This is a genomic window from Streptosporangium sp. CA-115845, assembly GCF_050943795.1.
Lineage (GTDB): Bacteria > Actinomycetota > Actinomycetes > Streptosporangiales > Streptosporangiaceae > Streptosporangium.
This window is the reverse complement of the sequence record NZ_CP191988.1, coordinates 5,246,686-5,263,809: the sequence shown is the minus strand read 5'-3', so window position 1 is coordinate 5,263,809 and position 17,124 is coordinate 5,246,686. Positions and strand designations below refer to the sequence as shown.

Genomic DNA, 17,124 nt, shown 5'->3' with positions numbered 1-17,124 from the left:
TCAGGCCGGGCGGACGGCCGCCGGTGAGAGGGGGGATCTCCTGCTCTCGGTCGTGGGGAGGAGGTCAATGGGCGCCTTCCGGGTCAGTGGTCAGCCAGTGGGCGACGGCGCGGGCCGAGGCCCGGGAGATGCCGTTGGTGGTCACGTACACGGCTCCGGTGGGCTCGCCGGGCACTCCGGTCTCGACCACGATGGCGTCGGGGCGCAGCGTGACGGCCCGTGCCAGCAGGTCCCTGACCCAGGGGTGGCGCCAGGCGTCGTGTACCACCAGGACCAGCGGGCGTCCCTCGCCGCCTGGGCCGGACAGTTCAGGCAGTTCGGGCAGTTCGGGCCTATCCGCGGTGACGACGTGCCCGGTGGTGTCCGGAATCAGCTCGGTGAAGGCACCGATGAGGCCGGTGGGCGTACCCGGCTCGACCGCCTGGCTCAGCCGAGGAGCGATGTCGACGACCAGCGGTGGTCCGGAGAGCGCCGGTGGGCTGCCGACCACGCGCATGGCCGCGAGGGCCGTCCTCAGGCCGAGTTCCTCGTCTCCCAGGCCGGCCTCATCCCGCGCCCGCGCGGCGCGCTGGGTCGCTCGGGCCTCCACGGCGCCGCTCGCGGCGTACCAGCGGGACAGGGCCAGCACGCGCGAGGCCGCTTCGGCCAGCCGCTCCTCGGGGAGCCTGCCCTCCCGTACGGCGTCCACGATGGCGTCGCGCAGCTCGTGGACGCTCTCGCCGCCGGGGGAGGAGATGCCCGCGCAGATCGCGTCGGCCCCTGCCAGCAGGGCGCGGACCGCGATCTCCCCCGGCGGGTGGAGGGCTGCGACGGCGCGCATCTCGATGGCGTCGGTGACGATCATGCCGTCGAACCCCATCTCCTCGCGGAGCAGCCCGGTCATGATCCGCCGGCTCAGCGTCGCGGGGTTGTCCGGATCGAGGGCGGGGACCAGCAGGTGGCCGCACATGATGGCCCGTACTCCGGCTGCCACCGCGGCGCGGAAGGGCGGCAGGTCGCGCTCGGCGAGAAGCTCCAGGGAGGCGTGCACGGTCGGCAGGGCATGGTGGGAGTCGGTGTGGGTGTCGCCGTGACCGGGGAAGTGCTTGGCGCAGGCGGCGACCCCGGCGCCCTGAAGCCCCAGGATCCAGGCCGCGGTGTGCCTGGAGACCAGCTCCGGGTCCGGGCCGAAGGAGCGGACGCCGATCACCGGGTTGGCGGGGTTGGCGTTGACGTCGGCCACCGGGGCGTAGTCGAGGGTGATGTCGGCCGCGGTGAGGAGACGGCCGATCTCCTGGGCGACCAGCCGGGTCCGCTCGACGTCGTCGCCCACGCCCAGCGCCCGGTTACCCGGCCACGAACTGCCCCTCGCGGCCTGCAGGCGGGTGACCGACCCGCCCTCCTCGTCCACCGCGACCACCACGGCGGGATTCTCCGCGCGCAGCCGGGCGACGAGATCGGCCGTGTGGGCGGGGCCGGTGAGGTTCCTGGCGAACAGCACCGTCCCGCCGAGACCCTCCTCGCCGAGCGCGCGGCGCAGCCAGCCGGGAGGCTCGGTGCCGTCGAAGCCCGGCTGGAGGACGGTCATGGCCAGCCGGGCCAGGTCGGGGCTGCGGTGGGGCATGCGATCACCTTCTCGGTCGAGGGAGGCGTCTTCGGACAGGTCGGCGGCGGGGGGCGTCCCAGAGCAGGTTACACATTGATGACACTTTTCTTCATAGCGGATGCCATGAAAGTAGCTTTTTATCATTCTCTTGATCGAGATCCGCACCGCCGGCCCCGCGGCCGTCGGGCATGCCTCGCCGGTGCGAGGGAGCCGCCAGATCCGATCAGCCGTTCGTGACGACGCCGTGTTCGAAGGTCCCGTGAGAGAAGGGTGACACACGACCGGGGCGGGCTCGAATGGCCGGGTTCCCTGACAAGGCCGTCTGCACGCGCTCCGGTGATCCCCGGCTCGCCCTTGACCTCCATCGCGGTTGATGTTCCATCCTGGGATGAGGACTTCTGCGGAAAGAGGATCGCCGTGAGCGAGGATCTGGTCGACTTCTGGTTCGATCCCGGCTGCCCCTGGGCCTGGATCACCTCCCGCTGGATCGTGGAGGTGGGCAAGGTACGTCCCATCACGGTCAACTGGCGGGAGATGAGCCTGGCGGTGCTCAACGAGAAACAGGAGATGCCCGAGGAGTACCGCGAGATCGTCGAACTCGGCCGGAGCACCATCCGGGTGTTCGCCGCGGCGCGCGAGGCGGCGGGGAACGTCGCCGTCGGTGACCTCTACACCGCGCTCGGCACCCGCTACCACGGCGCGGACGGCCTGTTCCAGCGATCCCGCGAGGCCACCGCCGGCGGCCTCACCGACTGGCGGGCCGCGATGGAGGGGCTGGCACCGGTGATCGCCGCCGCGCTGGCCGACGCCGGGTTGCCCGCCGGGCTTCTCGCCGCGAGAACCGACCCCGGTTGGGACGACGCGATCCACGCCTCGCACGCCCTGGTGCCGGCCGGGAAGCGGAACCAGTCGCTGATCGGCGTCCCGACCATCTCGGTGAACGGGCACGCCGGGCAGTTCGGCCCCGTCATCAGTGAGATCCCGGTCGGTGAGCGGGCCGGGCGGCTCTGGGACGCGTTCAAGGTGCTCGCCACCGAGGAGGCGTTCTTCGAGCTCAAGCGGGTCACGGACCGGGCGGATCCCCGCACCTTCCCGGAGGCCCCATAGCGCGGAACGGGGTCTCTCTCCCCGCGCCCTCGCCGCCCTTTGCGGAGAAATGGCCTGTTCTTTCGTGAACGACATGCCTCATCGTGTTCGTTGCCCCTGCCTGAGGGCAGGCCCCCGAGTGTGATGGAGCGTGAGGTTCGCCGCTGCCGCGCCGCCGAGGTTCGTGGCAGGCGCGGCTTCGCCGGTCTCTCCGTCGTGGACGGTTCCCCCGCCGGGGCCCGTTCCCTTGGTAGGTCCCCCGTGTGAGCTCCGCCTGAACGCTGCCCGCCGGGGCCCTTGGAGCGGGTGGCCGGCGTGCGCTACGAAGGGATGGGGGAGGGAGGCCACCGTGGGTAAATCCGGCCAGGAGGTGGCGCTGCGAGCCCTTGGCGCCGCGCTCGACCTGCACGCCCCGACGGCCCGCCACGGCGTCAGGGCGTTTCCCGAGGGCACGCCGTTCCTGTGGCTGATCGTTCCCGGCGCGGGCGGGGCCACCGTCTTCCTTGACGACCGCCACTGGATCTGCCTGAGCGAACCCGAGCGGGGCGGGGTGACCGTCCAGCTCGTCGCCGGCGGGATCGACGACGACCCCGCCCTCGTGGTGGGCCGGATCATGACCGTCATGGTGCCGGTGCCCCGTCGCAGGGGCCGCCTGTCGCGCGCGCTGGGAGCGGGGTTGCTCGGCATCGTGGGAGGCGCGGGTGTGGGGCTGCTGGCCGCGTTGCTCATGGCCGTCCTCGTCGCCGGCAACGGCTACATCTCGGACGCGGCCATCAAAGTGGTGTACGTGCTGGCCGCGCTGATCGGCGTCGGGTCGGGGGGCTGGGTGGCACTGCGCTGCCGGCGGCCGGGCGCGGGGCCGCGCGACCGAGGTCCCCGAGGGCGGGGACCTTAGGAGGGACCGCCAGCAGGACCACGCGAAGGAGTGACACGGCCGGGCGGCCGACGGTCCGTGGCGGATTCACGGGACGCGCCCGCGACTCGGCCGCCCGGTACGTGTTGACCTCGTCATCATCTGCTCAGGGACGCCGAGACCAGGTCGCGCGCCTCTCGCTGGACCTGTGCCAGGTGCTCGGTTCCCCTGAAGGATTCGGCGTAGATCTTGTACACGTCCTCGGTGCCCGAGGGACGGGCGGCGAACCAGGCGCTCTCGGTGGAGACCTTGAGCCCGCCGATGGCGGCGCCGTTGCCGGGGGCGGAGGTGAGCACCTGCGTGATCGCCTCCCCGGCGAGGGTGTCGGCGGTGACCTGCTCGGCCGAGAGCCTGGCGAGCACCGCCTTCTCCTGCCGGGTCGCGGGGGCGTCGATGCGGGCGTAGGCGGGGTCGCCGAACCTGGCCACCAGGTCGGCGTAGTGCTCGCTCGGCGAACGGCCGGTGGTCGCGATGATCTCCGAGGCGAGCAGCGCCAGGATCAGGCCGTCCTTGTCGGTGGTCCATACCTCGCCGTCGCGCCGCAGGAACGACGCCCCGGCGCTCTCCTCACCGCCGAAGCCCAGCGAACCGTCCAGCAGGCCCGGGACGAACCACTTGAATCCGACGGGGACCTCCACCAGTCGCCTGCCCTCCTCGGCGGCCACCAGGTCGATCATCCGGCTGCTCACCAGCGTCTTGCCGACTCCCGCGTCCGCGGGCCAGCCGGGCCGGTGGGAGTAGAGATAGGAGATGGCCACGGCGAGGTAGTGGTTGGGGTTCATCAGACCGGCGTCGGGGGTGACGATGCCGTGCCGGTCGGCGTCGGCGTCGTTGCCGGTGGAGACGTCGAAGGCGTCGCGACTGGCGATGAGCGAGGCCATCGCGTACGGCGACGAGCAGTCCATCCGGATCTTGCCGTCCCAGTCCAGCGTCATGAACCGCCACGTCGGATCGGTCTGCGGGTTGATCACCGTCAGGTCCAGCCGGTGCCGTTCGGCGATCTCCCCCCAGTAGGCGACGCTCGCCCCGCCCAGCGGGTCGGCGCCGATGCGCACCCCCGCCTCCCGGACGGCGTCAAGGTCGAGCACCGAGGGCAGGTCGTCCACGTAGTGGCCGAGGAAGTCGTAGCGGCCGGTCGTGTCGGCGGCCAGCGCCCTGGTGTACGGGAGCCGTCTGACCTCTTTCATGCCTTCGGCGATCAGCGCGTTGGCCCGGTCCTGGATCCACGTGGTGGCGTCGGTGTCCGCCGGGCCGCCGTGCGGCGGGTTGTACTTGAAGCCGCCGTCGCCGGGCGGGTTGTGCGAGGGGGTCACCACCACGCCGTCGGCGCGGCCCGCGGCGCGTTTCCGGTTGTGGGCCAGGATCGCGTGGGAGACCGCCGGTGTCGGGGTGTAGCCGTCCCGGCTGTCGATCATGACCGTCACCCCGTTGGCCGCGAAGACCTCCAACGCGGAAACCCGGGCCGGTTCCGACAGCGCGTGGCTGTCGGCACCGAGGAACAGCGGGCCGTCGATCCCCTGGGCGGCCCGGTACTCCACGATGGCCTGGCTGGTCGCGAGGATGTGGTCCTCGTTGAACGCGACGTTCAGCGACGAGCCCCGGTGTCCCGATGTCCCGAACGCCACCCGCTGGCCGACCTCGCCCGGATCGGGGTGCAGCGCGTAGTAGGACGTCACCAGGCGCGCCACATCGACCAGATCGGACGGCTCGGCGGGCTGTCCCGCGCGTTCGTGCGTCATCACAGTCTCCTCACGTCACTCCTGAGCTAACCGTATCCACTTCTGAATCGGACAGTTTTCGCAAGCTGTCCGGCCAGTGTGCCGGACCGGTGCCCCACACCCCCCGCGCATCGTTGACAACGTTGTCAGTGCCGTCATACCTTCAGCCTGTTTGCCCGGTCGCCGGGGGAACGTACTCTTTGTTCCATTGATCGCCGGAGGATCCCCTTGCACAGCCACGTGGTGCTCCCGGTGGCCACCTGCCGTCCCCCCGCGCACCGGCGTGCCCGCGGGGGCGGCCGGTGACCGCCCTCGCGATCGACATCGGCGGCACCAAGTTCGCCGCCGCGCTGGTCAGGCCGGACGGCACCATGGTCCGCAGGGTGGAACTGCCGGTCGGCCACGACCCCGCCGCGACGCTGGCCTTGCTGGTCCGCGACGTCGGCGCGGGCACCGGCGGCAGTACCGGTACAGCGGGTCTGAGCGGGGTCGGCATCGGTTCCGCCGGTCCCCTTGACGCCGTCGCCGGCACGGTCAGCCCGGTGAACATCCCCTCCTGGCGTGACTTCCCGCTGGTCGGTACGGTGAGCGAGCTTCTTCCCGGCCTCCCCGTCACGCTCGCCGGAGACGCGCAGTGCATGGCGCTGGGGGAGTGGTGGCGGGGCGGGCACGGCTCGCGCTCCCGGGCACTGCTGGGCATCGTGGTCTCCACCGGCGTGGGCGGCGGGCTGGTTCTCGGCGGGGTGCCGTACCTGGGACCGACAGGAAACGCCGGGCACATCGGGCACATCTCCGTGGATCGGAACGGTGAGCTCTGCCCCTGCGGGGCGACCGGCTGCCTGGAGACGATCGCCAGCGGCCCCAGCATGGTCCGCTGGGCGCTGGCGAACGGCTGGGGCGACCCCGGTACCCCGATGGACGCCCGCACGCTCTCGCTCGACGCCGCGCGCGGAGTCCCCAAGGCCCAGCTGGCCTTCCAGCGGGCCGCCGACGCGCTGGCCGTGGCGATCCTCACCACGGCGGCGCTCTTCGACATCGACGACGTCGTCATCGGGGGCGGCGTCTCCGGGGCGGGCGAGACCCTGCTCACCCCGCTGCGCCAGGCGGTCGCCAAGCAGGCGGGCCTTGGCTTCCTGCGCCGCCTGAACGTCGAGCGCACCCGTCTGGAACGCGACGCCGGCCTGTACGGCGCCGCGGCACTGGTCCTCAAGGAGAGCCGATGAGCACACTCGCCGTCCAGTTGTACTCCGTACGCGAACAGGCGGCCGTCGACCGCCGCGCCGTGCTGCGCCGCATCGCCGAGATGGGGTACGGCGCGGTCGAACCGTACGACGCGCACCTCGATCCGGATGGGCTCCGCGAGGAGCTGGAGGAGGGCGGGCTCGCGGTGTGCAGCGTGCACGCCCCGCTGCTCGACGAGCGGCGCGCGACGGCGCTGGCCGCCGCCGCGGCCATCGGCGCCACGACCGTCATCGTGCCCGCGGCCCCCGCCGAGTGGTTCGCCGGCAGACAGGAGCTGGAGCAGGCGGCCAGGACCATCGGCGAGGTGGCCAGGGAGGCGGCGGACCACGGCCTGCGGCTCGGCTACCACAACCACTGGTGGGAGCTGGAGCAGCGGGTGGAGGGCCGTCCCGCGCTGGAGGTGCTGGCCGACCTGCTGGACCCCTCGGTGCTGCTGGAGGTCGATCTCTACTGGGCGGCGACCGGCGGGGTCGACCCCTCGGGACTGCTGGCCAGGCTGGGCGAGCGGGTGAGCCACCTGCACGTCAAGGACGGACCCGCCACCCTCCAGGGCCCGATGACCGCGGTCGGCTCGGGCGAGGTGCCCATCGTGGACGCGCTGCACACCGCTCCGGGCGCGGTGCGGATCGTGGAGCTCGACCACTGTGCCACCGACATGCTCCAGGCACTGGCCGACAGCCACGCCTACCTGACCGGCCTCGTCGCCGCCGGGCGGGTGAGCTCGTGACCGGACCGCTCGGAGTGGCGATCGTCGGCTGCGGGAACATCAGCCACCAGTACCTGAGCAACCTCGCCTCCTTCCCCGGCGTGCGGGTGGTGGCGTGCGCCGATCTCGACCGGGCGCGTGCCGAAGAGGTCGCGGCGCGCTACGGCGTGCCGGTGGCGGCCACACCGGAGGAGGCGATCTCGCATCCCGACGTGGAGTTGGTGATCAACCTCACGGTCCCGTCCGCGCACGCCGAGGTGGCGCTCGCCGCCGTCCTGGCCGGGCGGCACGTCTACAACGAGAAGCCGTTCACGGTGGACCGGGAGTCCGGAGCGGAACTGGTCGAGGCCGCCGCGTCGGCGGGGGTGCTCCTGGGCAGTGCCCCCGACACCTTTCTGGGCGCGGGGCTGCAGACCGCGGCCCGGCTCGTGGCCGAGGGGGCCATCGGCACGCCGCTCACCGCCCTGACCCTGTTCCAGGGTCCGGGCCCCGAGTCGTGGCATCCCAGCCCTGAGTTCTTCTTCCAGCCGGGGGCCGGGCCGCTGTTCGACATGGGCCCCTACTATCTGACGGCCCTGGTGACCCTGTTCGGCCCGGCGGAGCGGGTGGCCGCCGTCGGCCGCAGGGCCAGGGACGAGCGGGTCATCGGCTCAGGGCCCAGGGCCGGCACACGTTTTCCCGCGGTGGTCCCCACCCACACGACCGCGCTGCTGGAGTTCGCCGCGGGACAGGCGGCCACGATGATCTTCAGCTTCGACTCGCCGCTCCGCCGCGCCGGGTTCATCGAGATCACCGGCACCGAGGCGACCATGCAGGTGCCCGATCCCAACACGTTCGGGGGTGAGGTGCGGCTGCGCCGGGCCGCCGACGAGGAATGGGTGCCGGCTCCCACGGCGGGTACCGAGGCCGGTCGCGGTCTGGGCGTGCTCGACATGGCCCAGGCCATCCGCGAGGGAAGGCCGCACCGCGCCACCGGCGAACTGGGCCTGCACGTCCTCGACACGATGATCGCCGTCGCGGAGTCCTCGGAGCAGGCCGAGTTCGTGAAGATCGCCAGTACCTGCCCGGTGCCCGCACCACTGCCTGCAGGGTGGGATCCGGCCGAGATCCGTTTCGGTTGATCCCCGGACGGCTGCGCCCGAACGGTCAGGGGTTCCGGTCGGCGGGGGCGGCGGCCTCGGGGCCGCCCTCGGCGGACTCCGCCAGGCGGGTACGGAGGCGGGTGCGGATCTCGTCCGGGGTGTAGGCCTGCCGGCGGCGCTCGGCCCGCGCGATCACCACCCCCGTGGCCGCGACACCTGCGACACCTGCCAGACCGAGTACCTTCCACCATCGCATGTGCCTACGCTAGCGGAATGTCCGGTAAGAGCATCAGCCTCGATGAGGCAGTCAACCTGACCCGCACCGGCGACGTGTGGCTGTTCCGCGGCCGAACGGTGCCCGATCGAGCCATCCAGACCGTGACGAACAGCCCGGTGAACCACGTCGGAATGTCGGTGGTCATCGAGGACATGCCCCCCATGATGTGGCACGCCGAGCTGGGCCGGTCCCTGCCCGACCTGTGGTCGGGGACCAACCAGCGCGGTGTGCAGCTGCACGACCTGCAGGAGGCGGTCACGGTCTGGGCCACCAGATACGGCCAGCGCGGCTGGCTGAGGCAGCTGGAGCCGCAGGTCACCCGTGAGATGGAGGACGCCGTGCTGCGCACCGTCGCCCGGCTGGACGGCACGCCGTTCCCGTCGACGGCCAGGCTCGCCGGTCGCTGGGCGAAGGGGCGGGTGCCCAGGATCTTCAAGCGGGGCACCGGGGAGAGCGCCCTGGAGAGCGCCTACTGCGCCGAGGTCGTCGCGGTCACCTACGAGGCCATGGGGCTCCTGCCCGGCGGCCGCAGGCCGAACTGGTACGACCCGGGCCGGTTCTGGAGTGGTGACGACCTCGAACTGACCGGCGGTTTCCGGCTCGGCGGAGAGATCACCGTGAGTCTGGGGCAGGCCCCGTAGGAGGAACGGAGCGGCGGGTGCGACCCCCGGTGCCCTCCGGGGCGGCCGGCGGGGGATGCGTCGACGCGGAGGGCCACGTCACCGACCCCCTGGTCATCGGCGACGCCGCGCCCGAGTACGCCCCATCGGGCCGAGACGTGTGCGGCGAGCACCGTGACACCGGTTCCCAGCAGGGCGCCCTGTGGTCTCCGGCCGCAGGGCGGCCGACGCGATCCTGGCCGACCTGGGGTGATTCACGCCAGCCGGGCGGGGAAGCCTCCCGTGGCGATCGGGCCCCAGCGCTCGGGGGTGAGACGCAGCAGCGACTTGCCCTGCCGGGTCATGGCCGCGCGGTACTCCTCCCAGTCAGGGTGCTCGCCGGAGATCGACCGGTAGTAATCGACCAGCGATTCGAGGGCGTCGGGCAGGTCGAGGACCTCGGCCGCGCAGTCCACCTGCACCCAGGGGCCGTCGAAGTCGTCCGACAGGACCACGACGCTCACCCGGGGGTCGCGGCGGGCGTTCGAGGCCTTGGCGCGCTCGGGGTAGGTGGACACCACGATGCGGCCCTCGGCGTCGACGCCGCAGGTCACCGGGGACGCCTGTGGCCTGCCGTCGCGCCGCGTCGTGATGACCAGCGCGCGGTGGCGATCACGGAGGAAATCCAGAAGCCGGTCGTGTGAGACGACCTCGTTGGTCGCGATCTTTGGGCTCATGCTCCAACTGTACGGGGATACGGCGCGCCTGAATTAACGCTCTGCCGGGTGGAAAATGGCCCTCTTTCTCGGGAGATATGTGGTCAAGAGTCTTCTAGTGGGGCATTTGGCACCAAATCTCAGGGAATTGATCTCCAATACAGCACATGAGTGGCTCGGGAACCGGCCGACGGACCCCGGTGGCTCATCCGCCCAATCAAGGAGATAACCGTGAAGCAGAAGTCTCTTCTGGCATCGGCCCTGACCGTGCTCGCCCTGTCCGCCGTCCCCGCCGCGCAGGCGGTCGCCGCCTCCGCGCGCATCACCTCTCCCACGCCGGTTCCGACGGACATGGCCTCCAGCCCGCCGATGGAGAGCGCCGCGCCCACGGAATCCATGATGCCCGGTGAGAGCGGATCGCCCGAGCCCTCGGGCGCGATGACGGAGCCGTTCGGCCCCGGCTGCGCGTCCCTGCCCACCAGCGGGGCGGGAAGTCCCAGCGAGATGGCGACGCAGCCGGTCGCCACCGCCATCGCCTCCAGCCCCGACCTGTCCACGCTGTCCAAGGCGATCGATCAGGCCGGTCTGGCCGAGAAGCTCAACTCCGCCAAGGACATCACGGTGTTCGCGCCCACCAACGCCGCGTTCGACAAGATCCCGAAGGAGAAGCTCGACAAGATCCTGGGCGACAAGGAGAAGCTGACCAAGCTCCTGGGCTACCACGTCGTCGAGGGGAAGAAGACTCCGCAGGACCTCGCGGAGGGCGAGCTGACCACGATGGAGGGGGGAACGCTGAAGGTCAAGGGTTCCGGTGAGGACTACACGGTCAACGACGCCAAGGTCGTCTGCGGCGACATCCAGACCTCCAACGCCGTCGTCTACCTCATCGACGGGGTGCTCAAGCCCAAGTGATCGCGGTGGCCCGGTGGTCGCGATCCGGCCGGGTGAGGGGTGCCTGCGGGGGCGCCCCTCACCCGTGGCCGTCTCGGCGGTCTTCTGCTGGTCGTCCACCACCTCCTTGAGCGGTGCCGAGAGGCCGCGCCGGCGGCCGGCGGCCGATCCGGAGGCGCAGTTGGACACCACCCGTGCCTCTCGGAGGAGGAACCGGGGATTTGGAGGTGTGCCGGCGTGCCGGCGTGCCGCTGACTGCCTGGCCGCGGGTCGGATCCACCTCATGACCAACCCGCTGCCGCGTGAGTCGCTGAGTCCTGAGCACGTCAAACCCCACTCGCAGGTATTCGTGGGGATCGTGCCGGGAAGGTGTGGTCCATGACGAGGTTGCGGATCCCCGACGAGATCCGTGCCTGCCTGTTCGATCTCGACGGCGTGCTGACCAAGACGGCGGTGGTGCACGCGGCCGCCTGGAAGCAGATGTTCGACGACTTCCTCAGGCGGCGAGACGGCGAGAGGTTCCGCCCGTTCGACGCGGTGGACGACTACGACGCCTACGTCGACGGGCGCCCGCGTTTCGACGGGGTACGTACCTTCCTCGCCGCGCGCGGCATCGTGCTGCCCGAGGGGGAGCCGGGCGATCCGCCCGAGCGTGACACCGTGCACGGCCTGGGCAACCGCAAGAACCTCCTGGTACTGGAGAAGATCCGCAAGGACGGAGTGCAGGCGTATCCGGGGTCGGTACGCCTGGTGGTGGCGGCCCGCGGTGCGGGGCTCGCGACCGCGGTCGTGTCCTCCAGCGCCAACTGCCAGGCCGTCCTGGCCGCGGCCGGCATCGAGCGGCTCTTCAACACCCGGATCGACGGCGTGATCGCGGCCGAACGGGGGCTCGCGGGCAAACCGCACCCGGACACCTTCCTCGCGGCGGCGCGCGACCTGGGCGTCCCACCCGCCGGCGCGGCGGTCTTCGAGGACGCGTCGGCCGGAATGGAGGCCGGCCGGGCGGGCGGATTCGGCTACGTCGTCGGGGTCGACCGGGCCGATCAGGCGGACGCGCTGCGCGTGCACGGCGCGGACGTCGTGGTGAGGGACCTGGCCGACTTGCTTCGGGAGGAGTGGTGATCAGTCATCCCTCGTACGCGGTCGAGCCGTGGAGTCTGGGGGAGACCGCCCTATCGACGCGGCCGGTCACGCTCAACGGCCGGCATCCGCGACAACGCCCCACACCACCTCTGCCGCCCCGTCCCGAGCTCCGGCAGCCACCAGGACGCCGCCCGAAATCCCGCCACCCCGAACACATGTGACAACACATCCGCCGCCGCTCACCGAACCCGATCACAGCGGCTGCGGCAATCCTCGGTGACGTGGCGGAGCATACGGACAGGCGGACCGGGCCAAGCGGCGCAGGAAGATCACAGCCCCGTCGATCGGTGTACGCTTCGCCTGCTCACCAGGCAGGACGCGCGCTGCCCGCTCCGCGGAGAGCTACCCGGCGAGAAGACCACCCTCCCGCACGTCGGGGGAACGGGCGAAACCGGTCAGGATTCGGCCTTGCGGGCCACCCCGCCCATCGTCCACGTCTTCTCACGGCCCTGCGTCGCCAGCGGGTTGTCGGGGCGCCAGTGGCGGACGTAGACCAGGCCGGGCTCGACCAGCTCCAGCCCGTCGAAGAAGCGCAGCACCTGGTCACTGCGCCGGGAGGCGTCCTCATGGCGGCTGAGGACCTTCTGGTAGATGTCGACCAGCGGACCCGCCGCCTCCGGGCGCGTGTCGAAGACAACGTGGCCGATGGCGAAGTGGCTGCCCGCGGGCACCGCGTCACGCAGGATCGCCACGTTCTTGTGCGGGTTGTCCTCATCGGGGATGAACTGCAGGGCCGACAGGATCAGGACGGCCACCGGCAGGTCCAGGTCGATCAGGCGCCGAAGCTCGGGATCGTTGAGTAACTCGCGGGGGTGCAGCACGTCACCCTCGACGATGGTGGTGTGGGGGTTGGTGGCCAGCATGGCGCGGGCGTGGGAGAGCACGACCGGATCGGTGGCGACGTAGACCACGCGGGTGTCCGGCGCGATCGCCTGGGCCACCTGGTGGACGTTGTTGCGGGTGGGCAGCCCGGAACCGAGGACGACGAACTGGGTCATGCCCTGCTCGATGAGATAGCTCGTCGCCCGGCGTAGGAAGGCCTGAGCCTCCTGGGCCATGGTCCTGATCTCCGGCGCGACGGCGAGCACCTCCTCGGCGGCCCTACGGTCGGCGGCGAAGTTGTCCTTGCCCCCCAGGAAGTAGTCGTTCATCCTGGCGATGTTGGGCACGCTCGTGTCCAGGCCGGCCGCCGGTCGCCGGTCGGCGTCGCTCATCTGTCATCTCCTCTGTTGCCTCTGACGTCCTGCCCGGATCGCGGTCCGAGGATGTCGGCGCCCGGTCGGTTCCGGTGACACTCAACTGTCAGGGTGGGGGTAACGATCGAGGGGCCAAGCTGTTTTCCGGGGCAGTCTATTCCTTGCGGCCTACTCCGCCGACGACCCAGACGGAGTTCGGCCGATGGGGCACCGCGCTCTCCGGCCGCCACTGGGGAATGTAGACGAGGCCCGGCTCGACAGGTTTCAACCCATCGAGGAAAGGCTCGACCTCGGCTCTGGTCCGCAGGTTCGCGCGGCGGGGACCGGTGATCGACCCGCGATCCTGAAAGAGGCCGGCGAGCTTCGCGGTTCTCTCGGGACACAGGTCCGAGACAGCGTGGGAGAGGGCCATGTAGCTGCCCGGGGCCATGGCCTTCCTCAGGGTGGCGGTGACCCGCGTGGCCTCGGCGTCGTCCGGGAGGTCGGTCAGGAACGAGAAGAGGAGGATCGCCACGGGCCGATCGAGGTCGATCACGCCGGTGAGGCCGGGATGGGCCAGCAGGCCTTCCGGGTCGCAGGCGTCGGCCTCGATGACCGTGGCCCGTCCGTCCTCCTTCAGGAGGGCCTGGGCGTGCGCGACGACCATCGGATCGTTGTCGACGTAGACGACCCGCGCGTCGGGAGCGATGTCGTGCAGGATCTGGTGCACACTGCCCTGGGTCGGCAGTCCGCAGCCGATGTCGATGAACTGGCGTATGCCGGTCTCGGCGAGAAACCGCACGACGCGGCCGAGAAACCTGCGTCCCTCCACCGACATGGCGGGAAGTTCGGGGGCCAGTTCGAGCGCCACCCGCGCGGCGTCGCGGTCGGCGGCGAAGTTGTCCTTGCCCCCCAGGAAGTAGTCGGCTATCCGGCCCGCGTTCGGGATCGTGGGGTCGAACCTGAGGCGCTCAGGTTGTGGCGACGCCATGATGTCCTCCGTCCGGCGATGCGGCTTTCAGCGGACAATATCGGCCATCAGGCTCCGAGGTGATGTATTCCCGGTCAATAACCCCTTCTATGGGCGCATCTTCCTGATACCCGGCTGCTTGCGCTCCGGTTGGGCGCCGTTTCGCCGGTGACGGGCCGCGCTCAGTGGCAGGCCTCCAGGTGGCGTTCCCCTCTCCCGGGGAGGGCGAAGGCCGCCCATACCGCCTTGCCGCGGGTCTCCAGGGGAGCCCATCCCCACATCTCGCTGATGCCGTCGACCACCTGTAGTCCCCGGCCGCTCTCCGCCTCGTAGTCGGGCTCGCGCAGGCAGGGCTCCTGGTCGCTGGGATCGGTGACCGCGCACAGCATCGAGCGCTCGGTGTGGCAGAGGATCACCTTGACCTCGGGGCAGGCCCGGGAGTGCTGGACGCCCCGCGTGCCGTGACGTACGGCGTTGGTCACGAGTTCGGAGACCACGACACCGGTGTCGTCGATCAGGTGCTCCAGCTCCCAGGCCCTCAGGGCGCCGGCGGCGAACTCACGGGCGGTCCGTGCGGCGCACGGATCGTGGCGAAAGCTGCGTACGGCCATCTGCAGCCGGTTGACGTGGCTCTCGCCGCCGGCCCAGGGGGGCAGGCCGCTCGGGGGCAGTAGGTGATCGAGCATCGACAACCACCGTTCCCACCCTCCGATCTCAGCTCGGATGGGGGTGGCTTCATGTCTCTGGTAACCAGTCATCGACGACCTTGGGGGTGGGCGATCGTGCGGCAAGGGCGATCCGTCTAGTCATCTTGCCCGCCGTAATGTGCATAGGCAAGTACAGATGCACGTGCATCTGCACAAAAAGCTCTATGCTCATGGTGTTGTTTCCCTCCCTAATCGGTGAGAGGCGAGGATGAACCAGCTGTACAACGGCATGCCGGCAGCCCTGATGGGCGGCATCGTCTGGCGCAAGAGCCACTTCAGCAACCCCAGCGGCAACTGCGTGGAGCTCGCGGAGCTCCCCGACGGCAGGGTCGCGATGCGCAACTCCCGCGATCCCGAAGGGCCCGCGCTGATCTACACGCGCCGCGAGGCCGACGCCTTCGTCCGCGGGGTGAAGGACGGGGAGTTCGACGATCTGATCACCTGACTGCGGGCAAGAGGTGGTTGAAGAATAAAATTCTCTATGGCCTGGGCTTGGCGGGCGGAGTAGCGTGAAAGGTCGCGATCGCCGCAAGGAAGTCGGAGCAGACTCGCGTTCCGTGCCCAAAGGACTGTAGATGATCACACCTCACGCCGACGGTCAGCCGGTCGTTCCAATCCCCATGGCCGTGCCGAGGGGCAGTTCCACGGTGCTGCGGATCGTCCTGGGAGCGCAGCTCCGCCGTCTGCGCGAGCACCGGGGCATCACCCTGGAGGAGGCGGGGAACGCCATCCGGGCCTCGCACTCGAAGGTCAGTCGCATGGAGCTCGGCAGGGTCAGCTTCCGGATCAGGGACGTCGCGGACCTGCTCACCCTGTACGGGGTGACCAGCGAGGGCGAGCGGGAGCCGCTGCTGTCCCTCGTCGAGAAGGCCAACCTCACCGGCTGGTGGCACAACTACAACGACGTGCTGCCCAGCTGGTTCGAGACGTACGTGGGGCTGGAGGAGTCGGCCACCGGCATCCGCAACTACGAGGTCCAGTTCGTGCCGGGACTGCTGCAGAGCGAGGGGTACGCGCGAGCCGTCGTCCAGCTGGGCTTCCCCTCGGCCTCCCGGGAGGAGCTGGACCGCCGGGTGCGGCTGCGCATGGCGCGCCAGCGGCTGCTGCACGGCTCCGCGCCGCCCCACCTGTGGGCCGTGCTGGACGAGGCCGTGCTGCGCCGCCCGCTCGGCGGGGTCCAGGTGATGTGCGAGCAGATCGACCACATCCTGACGGCGCTCGAACTGCCCAATGTGACGGTCCAGATCGTGCCCTTCAGCGTGGGCGGGCACGCCGCGGCCGGAGGGCCCTTCAGCATCCTGCGGTTCGCCCAGCCCGACCTGCCCGACGTGGTCTACCTGGAACAGCTCACCAGCGCCGTCTACCTGGAGAAGCGCGACGACGTCGAAAGCTACCTGGAGGTCATGGAGCGCCTGTGCATCGAGGCCGAGCCGGTCACCCGCACCCGCGAGATCCTGCTGGGAATCCGGGAGGAGCTGAGCAGGAAGCGCTAGCCGGGGGCGAGTGCGCGGGGCCCGCCGCATCGTCTGCCCCGGCGGTGTCGCCCCTGAGAGGAGGCTCTCGCCGCGTCCGCGCTCCCGCGCCGAGGTGGGGAGATCTTCCTGCGCCCTCCCGGCACCGCCCGCGCCGTGATGACGAGGGCGTCGTCCCGATCTGACCGCGGAGGTGGCCGGGATCCGGGCCGTCACCCCCCGAAGGGGACCACCAGGACGTCGACGATGTCCTGGTAGCCGATTCCCTTGTGCGTGAACTGCCCGGTCACCGCGAATTCCGCGAGGCCGTGGGCCGTCGAGAGCAGGGCCATCAGCTGGGCCTTGGGCACCGGTCCCGCCCCGGCGCCCGCCATGCCGAGCGCCGTCGTCACCTGGTCGATAGCCTCCTCCAGCTCCGGATGGTGGCCCACGAGGAACTCCGAGGCGAACACCAGCCGGTACTCCTCCCGGTGCGTCGTGGCGTACTCGACGTAGCTCAGGTAGAAGGCCCGCAGCCGGTCGCGCCGGTCGGCCTCCTGCGAGATCGCCGCGGCGACGTGCGCGCTGAGGTCGGCGATGACCCGGACGGCGAGCGCGGCCAGCAGCGCGGTCTTGTCGGTGAAATGCCGGTAGGGGGCCGTGCGGGACAGGCCGGTCAGGTCGCCGACGGCGCGCAGCGTCACGGCGTCGAGCCCCTCCTCGCGCAGCAGCCTCAGCGCGCTCTCGACCAGGCGGGTCCTGGTGTCGTCCATCATGCGCCCACACCTTTCCCGGCATTCTGTGTTGACAACGTCAACATATCTGGTTGACACTGTCAACATGATGTTGACGACGTCAACTGG

At 70.7% G+C, this 17,124-nt stretch carries 18 protein-coding genes; 10 read left to right on the top strand and 8 right to left on the bottom strand.

Going from position 1 to position 17,124, the window contains the following annotated elements; all coding sequences use genetic code 11:
• Positions 1–64: 64 nt before the first annotated feature.
• Positions 65–1,603: a glycoside hydrolase family 3 protein gene (locus ACQP0P_RS26025; RefSeq protein WP_433359098.1), complete on the bottom strand. Its 1,539-nt coding sequence runs from the start codon at positions 1,601–1,603 to the stop codon at positions 65–67.
• A gap of 399 nt (positions 1,604–2,002) precedes the next feature.
• Between ACQP0P_RS26025 and ACQP0P_RS26020 the strand changes: the two genes are divergently transcribed.
• Both ACQP0P_RS26020 and ACQP0P_RS26015 read left to right on the top strand, forming a co-directional pair.
• Entirely contained in the window at positions 2,003–2,692 is a 690-nt protein-coding gene (locus ACQP0P_RS26020; RefSeq protein WP_433359097.1) for a mycothiol-dependent nitroreductase Rv2466c family protein, read from the top strand.
• 328 nt (positions 2,693–3,020) lie between these two features.
• Complete coding sequence (locus ACQP0P_RS26015) at positions 3,021–3,566, top strand: hypothetical protein (RefSeq protein ID WP_433359096.1); 546 nt, start codon at positions 3,021–3,023, stop codon at positions 3,564–3,566.
• A 116-nt stretch (positions 3,567–3,682) separates the two neighbouring features.
• Here the strand turns inward: ACQP0P_RS26015 and pgm are convergent, their stop codons facing one another.
• Complete coding sequence (pgm, locus tag ACQP0P_RS26010) at positions 3,683–5,323, bottom strand: phosphoglucomutase (alpha-D-glucose-1,6-bisphosphate-dependent) (RefSeq protein WP_433359095.1); 1,641 nt, start codon at positions 5,321–5,323, stop codon at positions 3,683–3,685.
• 281 nt (positions 5,324–5,604) lie between these two features.
• On the opposite strand from pgm, the gene ACQP0P_RS26005 reads away from it, so the two are divergent.
• From ACQP0P_RS26005 to ACQP0P_RS25995, 3 genes are read left to right on the top strand one after another with little or no spacing between them, the layout of a single operon-like run.
• The gene (locus tag ACQP0P_RS26005) at positions 5,605–6,525 is read left to right on the top strand and encodes an ROK family protein (protein WP_433359094.1); all 921 of its coding nucleotides are present in this window, start codon (positions 5,605–5,607) and stop codon (positions 6,523–6,525) included.
• Entirely contained in the window at positions 6,522–7,271 is a 750-nt protein-coding gene (locus ACQP0P_RS26000; protein WP_433359093.1) for a sugar phosphate isomerase/epimerase family protein, read from the top strand. The genes ACQP0P_RS26005 and ACQP0P_RS26000 overlap by 4 nt, the downstream gene beginning before the upstream one ends.
• Entirely contained in the window at positions 7,268–8,371 is a 1,104-nt protein-coding gene (locus tag ACQP0P_RS25995; protein ID WP_433359092.1) for a Gfo/Idh/MocA family protein, read from the top strand. The genes ACQP0P_RS26000 and ACQP0P_RS25995 overlap by 4 nt, the downstream gene beginning before the upstream one ends.
• Positions 8,372–8,396: 25 nt before the next feature.
• Here ACQP0P_RS25995 and ACQP0P_RS25990 read toward each other — a convergent pair whose 3' ends face one another.
• Positions 8,397–8,588: a hypothetical protein gene (locus ACQP0P_RS25990; RefSeq protein WP_433359091.1), complete on the bottom strand. Its 192-nt coding sequence runs from the start codon at positions 8,586–8,588 to the stop codon at positions 8,397–8,399.
• Positions 8,589–8,605: 17 nt separating this feature from the next.
• On the opposite strand from ACQP0P_RS25990, the gene ACQP0P_RS25985 reads away from it, so the two are divergent.
• On the top strand, positions 8,606–9,250 hold the full coding sequence (locus ACQP0P_RS25985) for a hypothetical protein (protein ID WP_433359090.1): 645 nt from the start codon (positions 8,606–8,608) through the stop codon (positions 9,248–9,250).
• A gap of 233 nt (positions 9,251–9,483) precedes the next feature.
• Here ACQP0P_RS25985 and ACQP0P_RS25980 read toward each other — a convergent pair whose 3' ends face one another.
• Entirely contained in the window at positions 9,484–9,945 is a 462-nt protein-coding gene (locus ACQP0P_RS25980; protein WP_433359089.1) for a PPOX class F420-dependent oxidoreductase, read from the bottom strand.
• A gap of 210 nt (positions 9,946–10,155) precedes the next feature.
• Here ACQP0P_RS25980 and ACQP0P_RS25975 point away from each other — a divergent pair, with 210 nt between their 5' ends.
• Together ACQP0P_RS25975 and ACQP0P_RS25970 are read left to right on the top strand one after the other, a co-directional pair.
• The gene (locus ACQP0P_RS25975; RefSeq protein WP_433359088.1) at positions 10,156–10,836 is read left to right on the top strand and encodes a fasciclin domain-containing protein; all 681 of its coding nucleotides are present in this window, start codon (positions 10,156–10,158) and stop codon (positions 10,834–10,836) included.
• A gap of 357 nt (positions 10,837–11,193) precedes the next feature.
• Complete coding sequence (locus ACQP0P_RS25970) at positions 11,194–11,937, top strand: HAD family hydrolase (RefSeq protein ID WP_433359087.1); 744 nt, start codon at positions 11,194–11,196, stop codon at positions 11,935–11,937.
• Positions 11,938–12,353: 416 nt separating this feature from the next.
• Here ACQP0P_RS25970 and ACQP0P_RS25965 read toward each other — a convergent pair whose 3' ends face one another.
• The 3 genes from ACQP0P_RS25965 to ACQP0P_RS25955 all read right to left on the bottom strand — a co-directional run bounded on the left by ACQP0P_RS25965 (position 12,354) and on the right by ACQP0P_RS25955 (position 14,789).
• Positions 12,354–13,172, bottom strand: coding sequence for an SAM-dependent methyltransferase (locus ACQP0P_RS25965; protein WP_433359086.1), 819 nt, complete (start codon positions 13,170–13,172; stop codon positions 12,354–12,356).
• Between the two features lie 136 nt (positions 13,173–13,308).
• Positions 13,309–14,124 (bottom strand): SAM-dependent methyltransferase, encoded by an 816-nt coding sequence (locus tag ACQP0P_RS25960; protein WP_433359085.1) that lies wholly within the window; start codon positions 14,122–14,124, stop codon positions 13,309–13,311.
• Between the two features lie 161 nt (positions 14,125–14,285).
• Positions 14,286–14,789 carry an ATP-binding protein gene (locus ACQP0P_RS25955; protein WP_433359084.1) on the bottom strand — a complete coding sequence of 168 codons (504 nt, stop codon included), beginning with the start codon at positions 14,787–14,789 and terminating at the stop codon, positions 14,286–14,288.
• A gap of 229 nt (positions 14,790–15,018) precedes the next feature.
• Between ACQP0P_RS25955 and ACQP0P_RS25950 the strand changes: the two genes are divergently transcribed.
• Positions 15,019–15,255 (top strand): DUF397 domain-containing protein, encoded by a 237-nt coding sequence (locus ACQP0P_RS25950; protein ID WP_433359083.1) that lies wholly within the window; start codon positions 15,019–15,021, stop codon positions 15,253–15,255.
• A 130-nt stretch (positions 15,256–15,385) separates the two neighbouring features.
• Positions 15,386–16,303, top strand: a complete 918-nt coding sequence (locus ACQP0P_RS25945) for a helix-turn-helix domain-containing protein (RefSeq protein WP_433359082.1) — start codon at positions 15,386–15,388, stop codon at positions 16,301–16,303.
• Between the two features lie 191 nt (positions 16,304–16,494).
• Here ACQP0P_RS25945 and ACQP0P_RS25940 read toward each other — a convergent pair whose 3' ends face one another.
• A complete protein-coding gene (locus tag ACQP0P_RS25940) occupies positions 16,495–17,037 on the bottom strand; it encodes a TetR/AcrR family transcriptional regulator (RefSeq protein WP_433359081.1) in 543 nt (180 codons plus the stop codon).
• Positions 17,038–17,124 lie beyond the last annotated feature (87 nt).

Excerpts from the sequence above, each read along its gene's own strand:
- ACQP0P_RS25950 (WP_433359083.1), top strand. The coding sequence starts at position 15,019 with ATGAACCAGCTGTACAACGGCATGCCGGCAGCCCTGATGGGCGGCATC.
- ACQP0P_RS25980 (WP_433359089.1), bottom strand. The coding sequence starts at position 9,945 with ATGAGCCCAAAGATCGCGACCAACGAGGTCGTCTCACACGACCGGCTT.
- ACQP0P_RS26025 (WP_433359098.1), bottom strand. The coding sequence starts at position 1,603 with ATGCCCCACCGCAGCCCCGACCTGGCCCGGCTGGCCATGACCGTCCTC.
- pgm (WP_433359095.1), bottom strand. The coding sequence starts at position 5,323 with ATGACGCACGAACGCGCGGGACAGCCCGCCGAGCCGTCCGATCTGGTC.
- ACQP0P_RS25940 (WP_433359081.1), bottom strand. The coding sequence starts at position 17,037 with ATGATGGACGACACCAGGACCCGCCTGGTCGAGAGCGCGCTGAGGCTG.
- ACQP0P_RS25960 (WP_433359085.1), bottom strand. The coding sequence starts at position 14,124 with ATGGCGTCGCCACAACCTGAGCGCCTCAGGTTCGACCCCACGATCCCG.
- ACQP0P_RS25955 (WP_433359084.1), bottom strand. The coding sequence starts at position 14,789 with ATGCTCGATCACCTACTGCCCCCGAGCGGCCTGCCCCCCTGGGCCGGC.
- ACQP0P_RS25990 (WP_433359091.1), bottom strand. The coding sequence starts at position 8,588 with ATGCGATGGTGGAAGGTACTCGGTCTGGCAGGTGTCGCAGGTGTCGCG.
- ACQP0P_RS25945 (WP_433359082.1), top strand. The coding sequence starts at position 15,386 with ATGATCACACCTCACGCCGACGGTCAGCCGGTCGTTCCAATCCCCATG.
- ACQP0P_RS25985 (WP_433359090.1), top strand. The coding sequence starts at position 8,606 with ATGTCCGGTAAGAGCATCAGCCTCGATGAGGCAGTCAACCTGACCCGC.
- ACQP0P_RS25970 (WP_433359087.1), top strand. The coding sequence starts at position 11,194 with ATGACGAGGTTGCGGATCCCCGACGAGATCCGTGCCTGCCTGTTCGAT.
- ACQP0P_RS26000 (WP_433359093.1), top strand. The coding sequence starts at position 6,522 with ATGAGCACACTCGCCGTCCAGTTGTACTCCGTACGCGAACAGGCGGCC.
- ACQP0P_RS25965 (WP_433359086.1), bottom strand. The coding sequence starts at position 13,172 with ATGAGCGACGCCGACCGGCGACCGGCGGCCGGCCTGGACACGAGCGTG.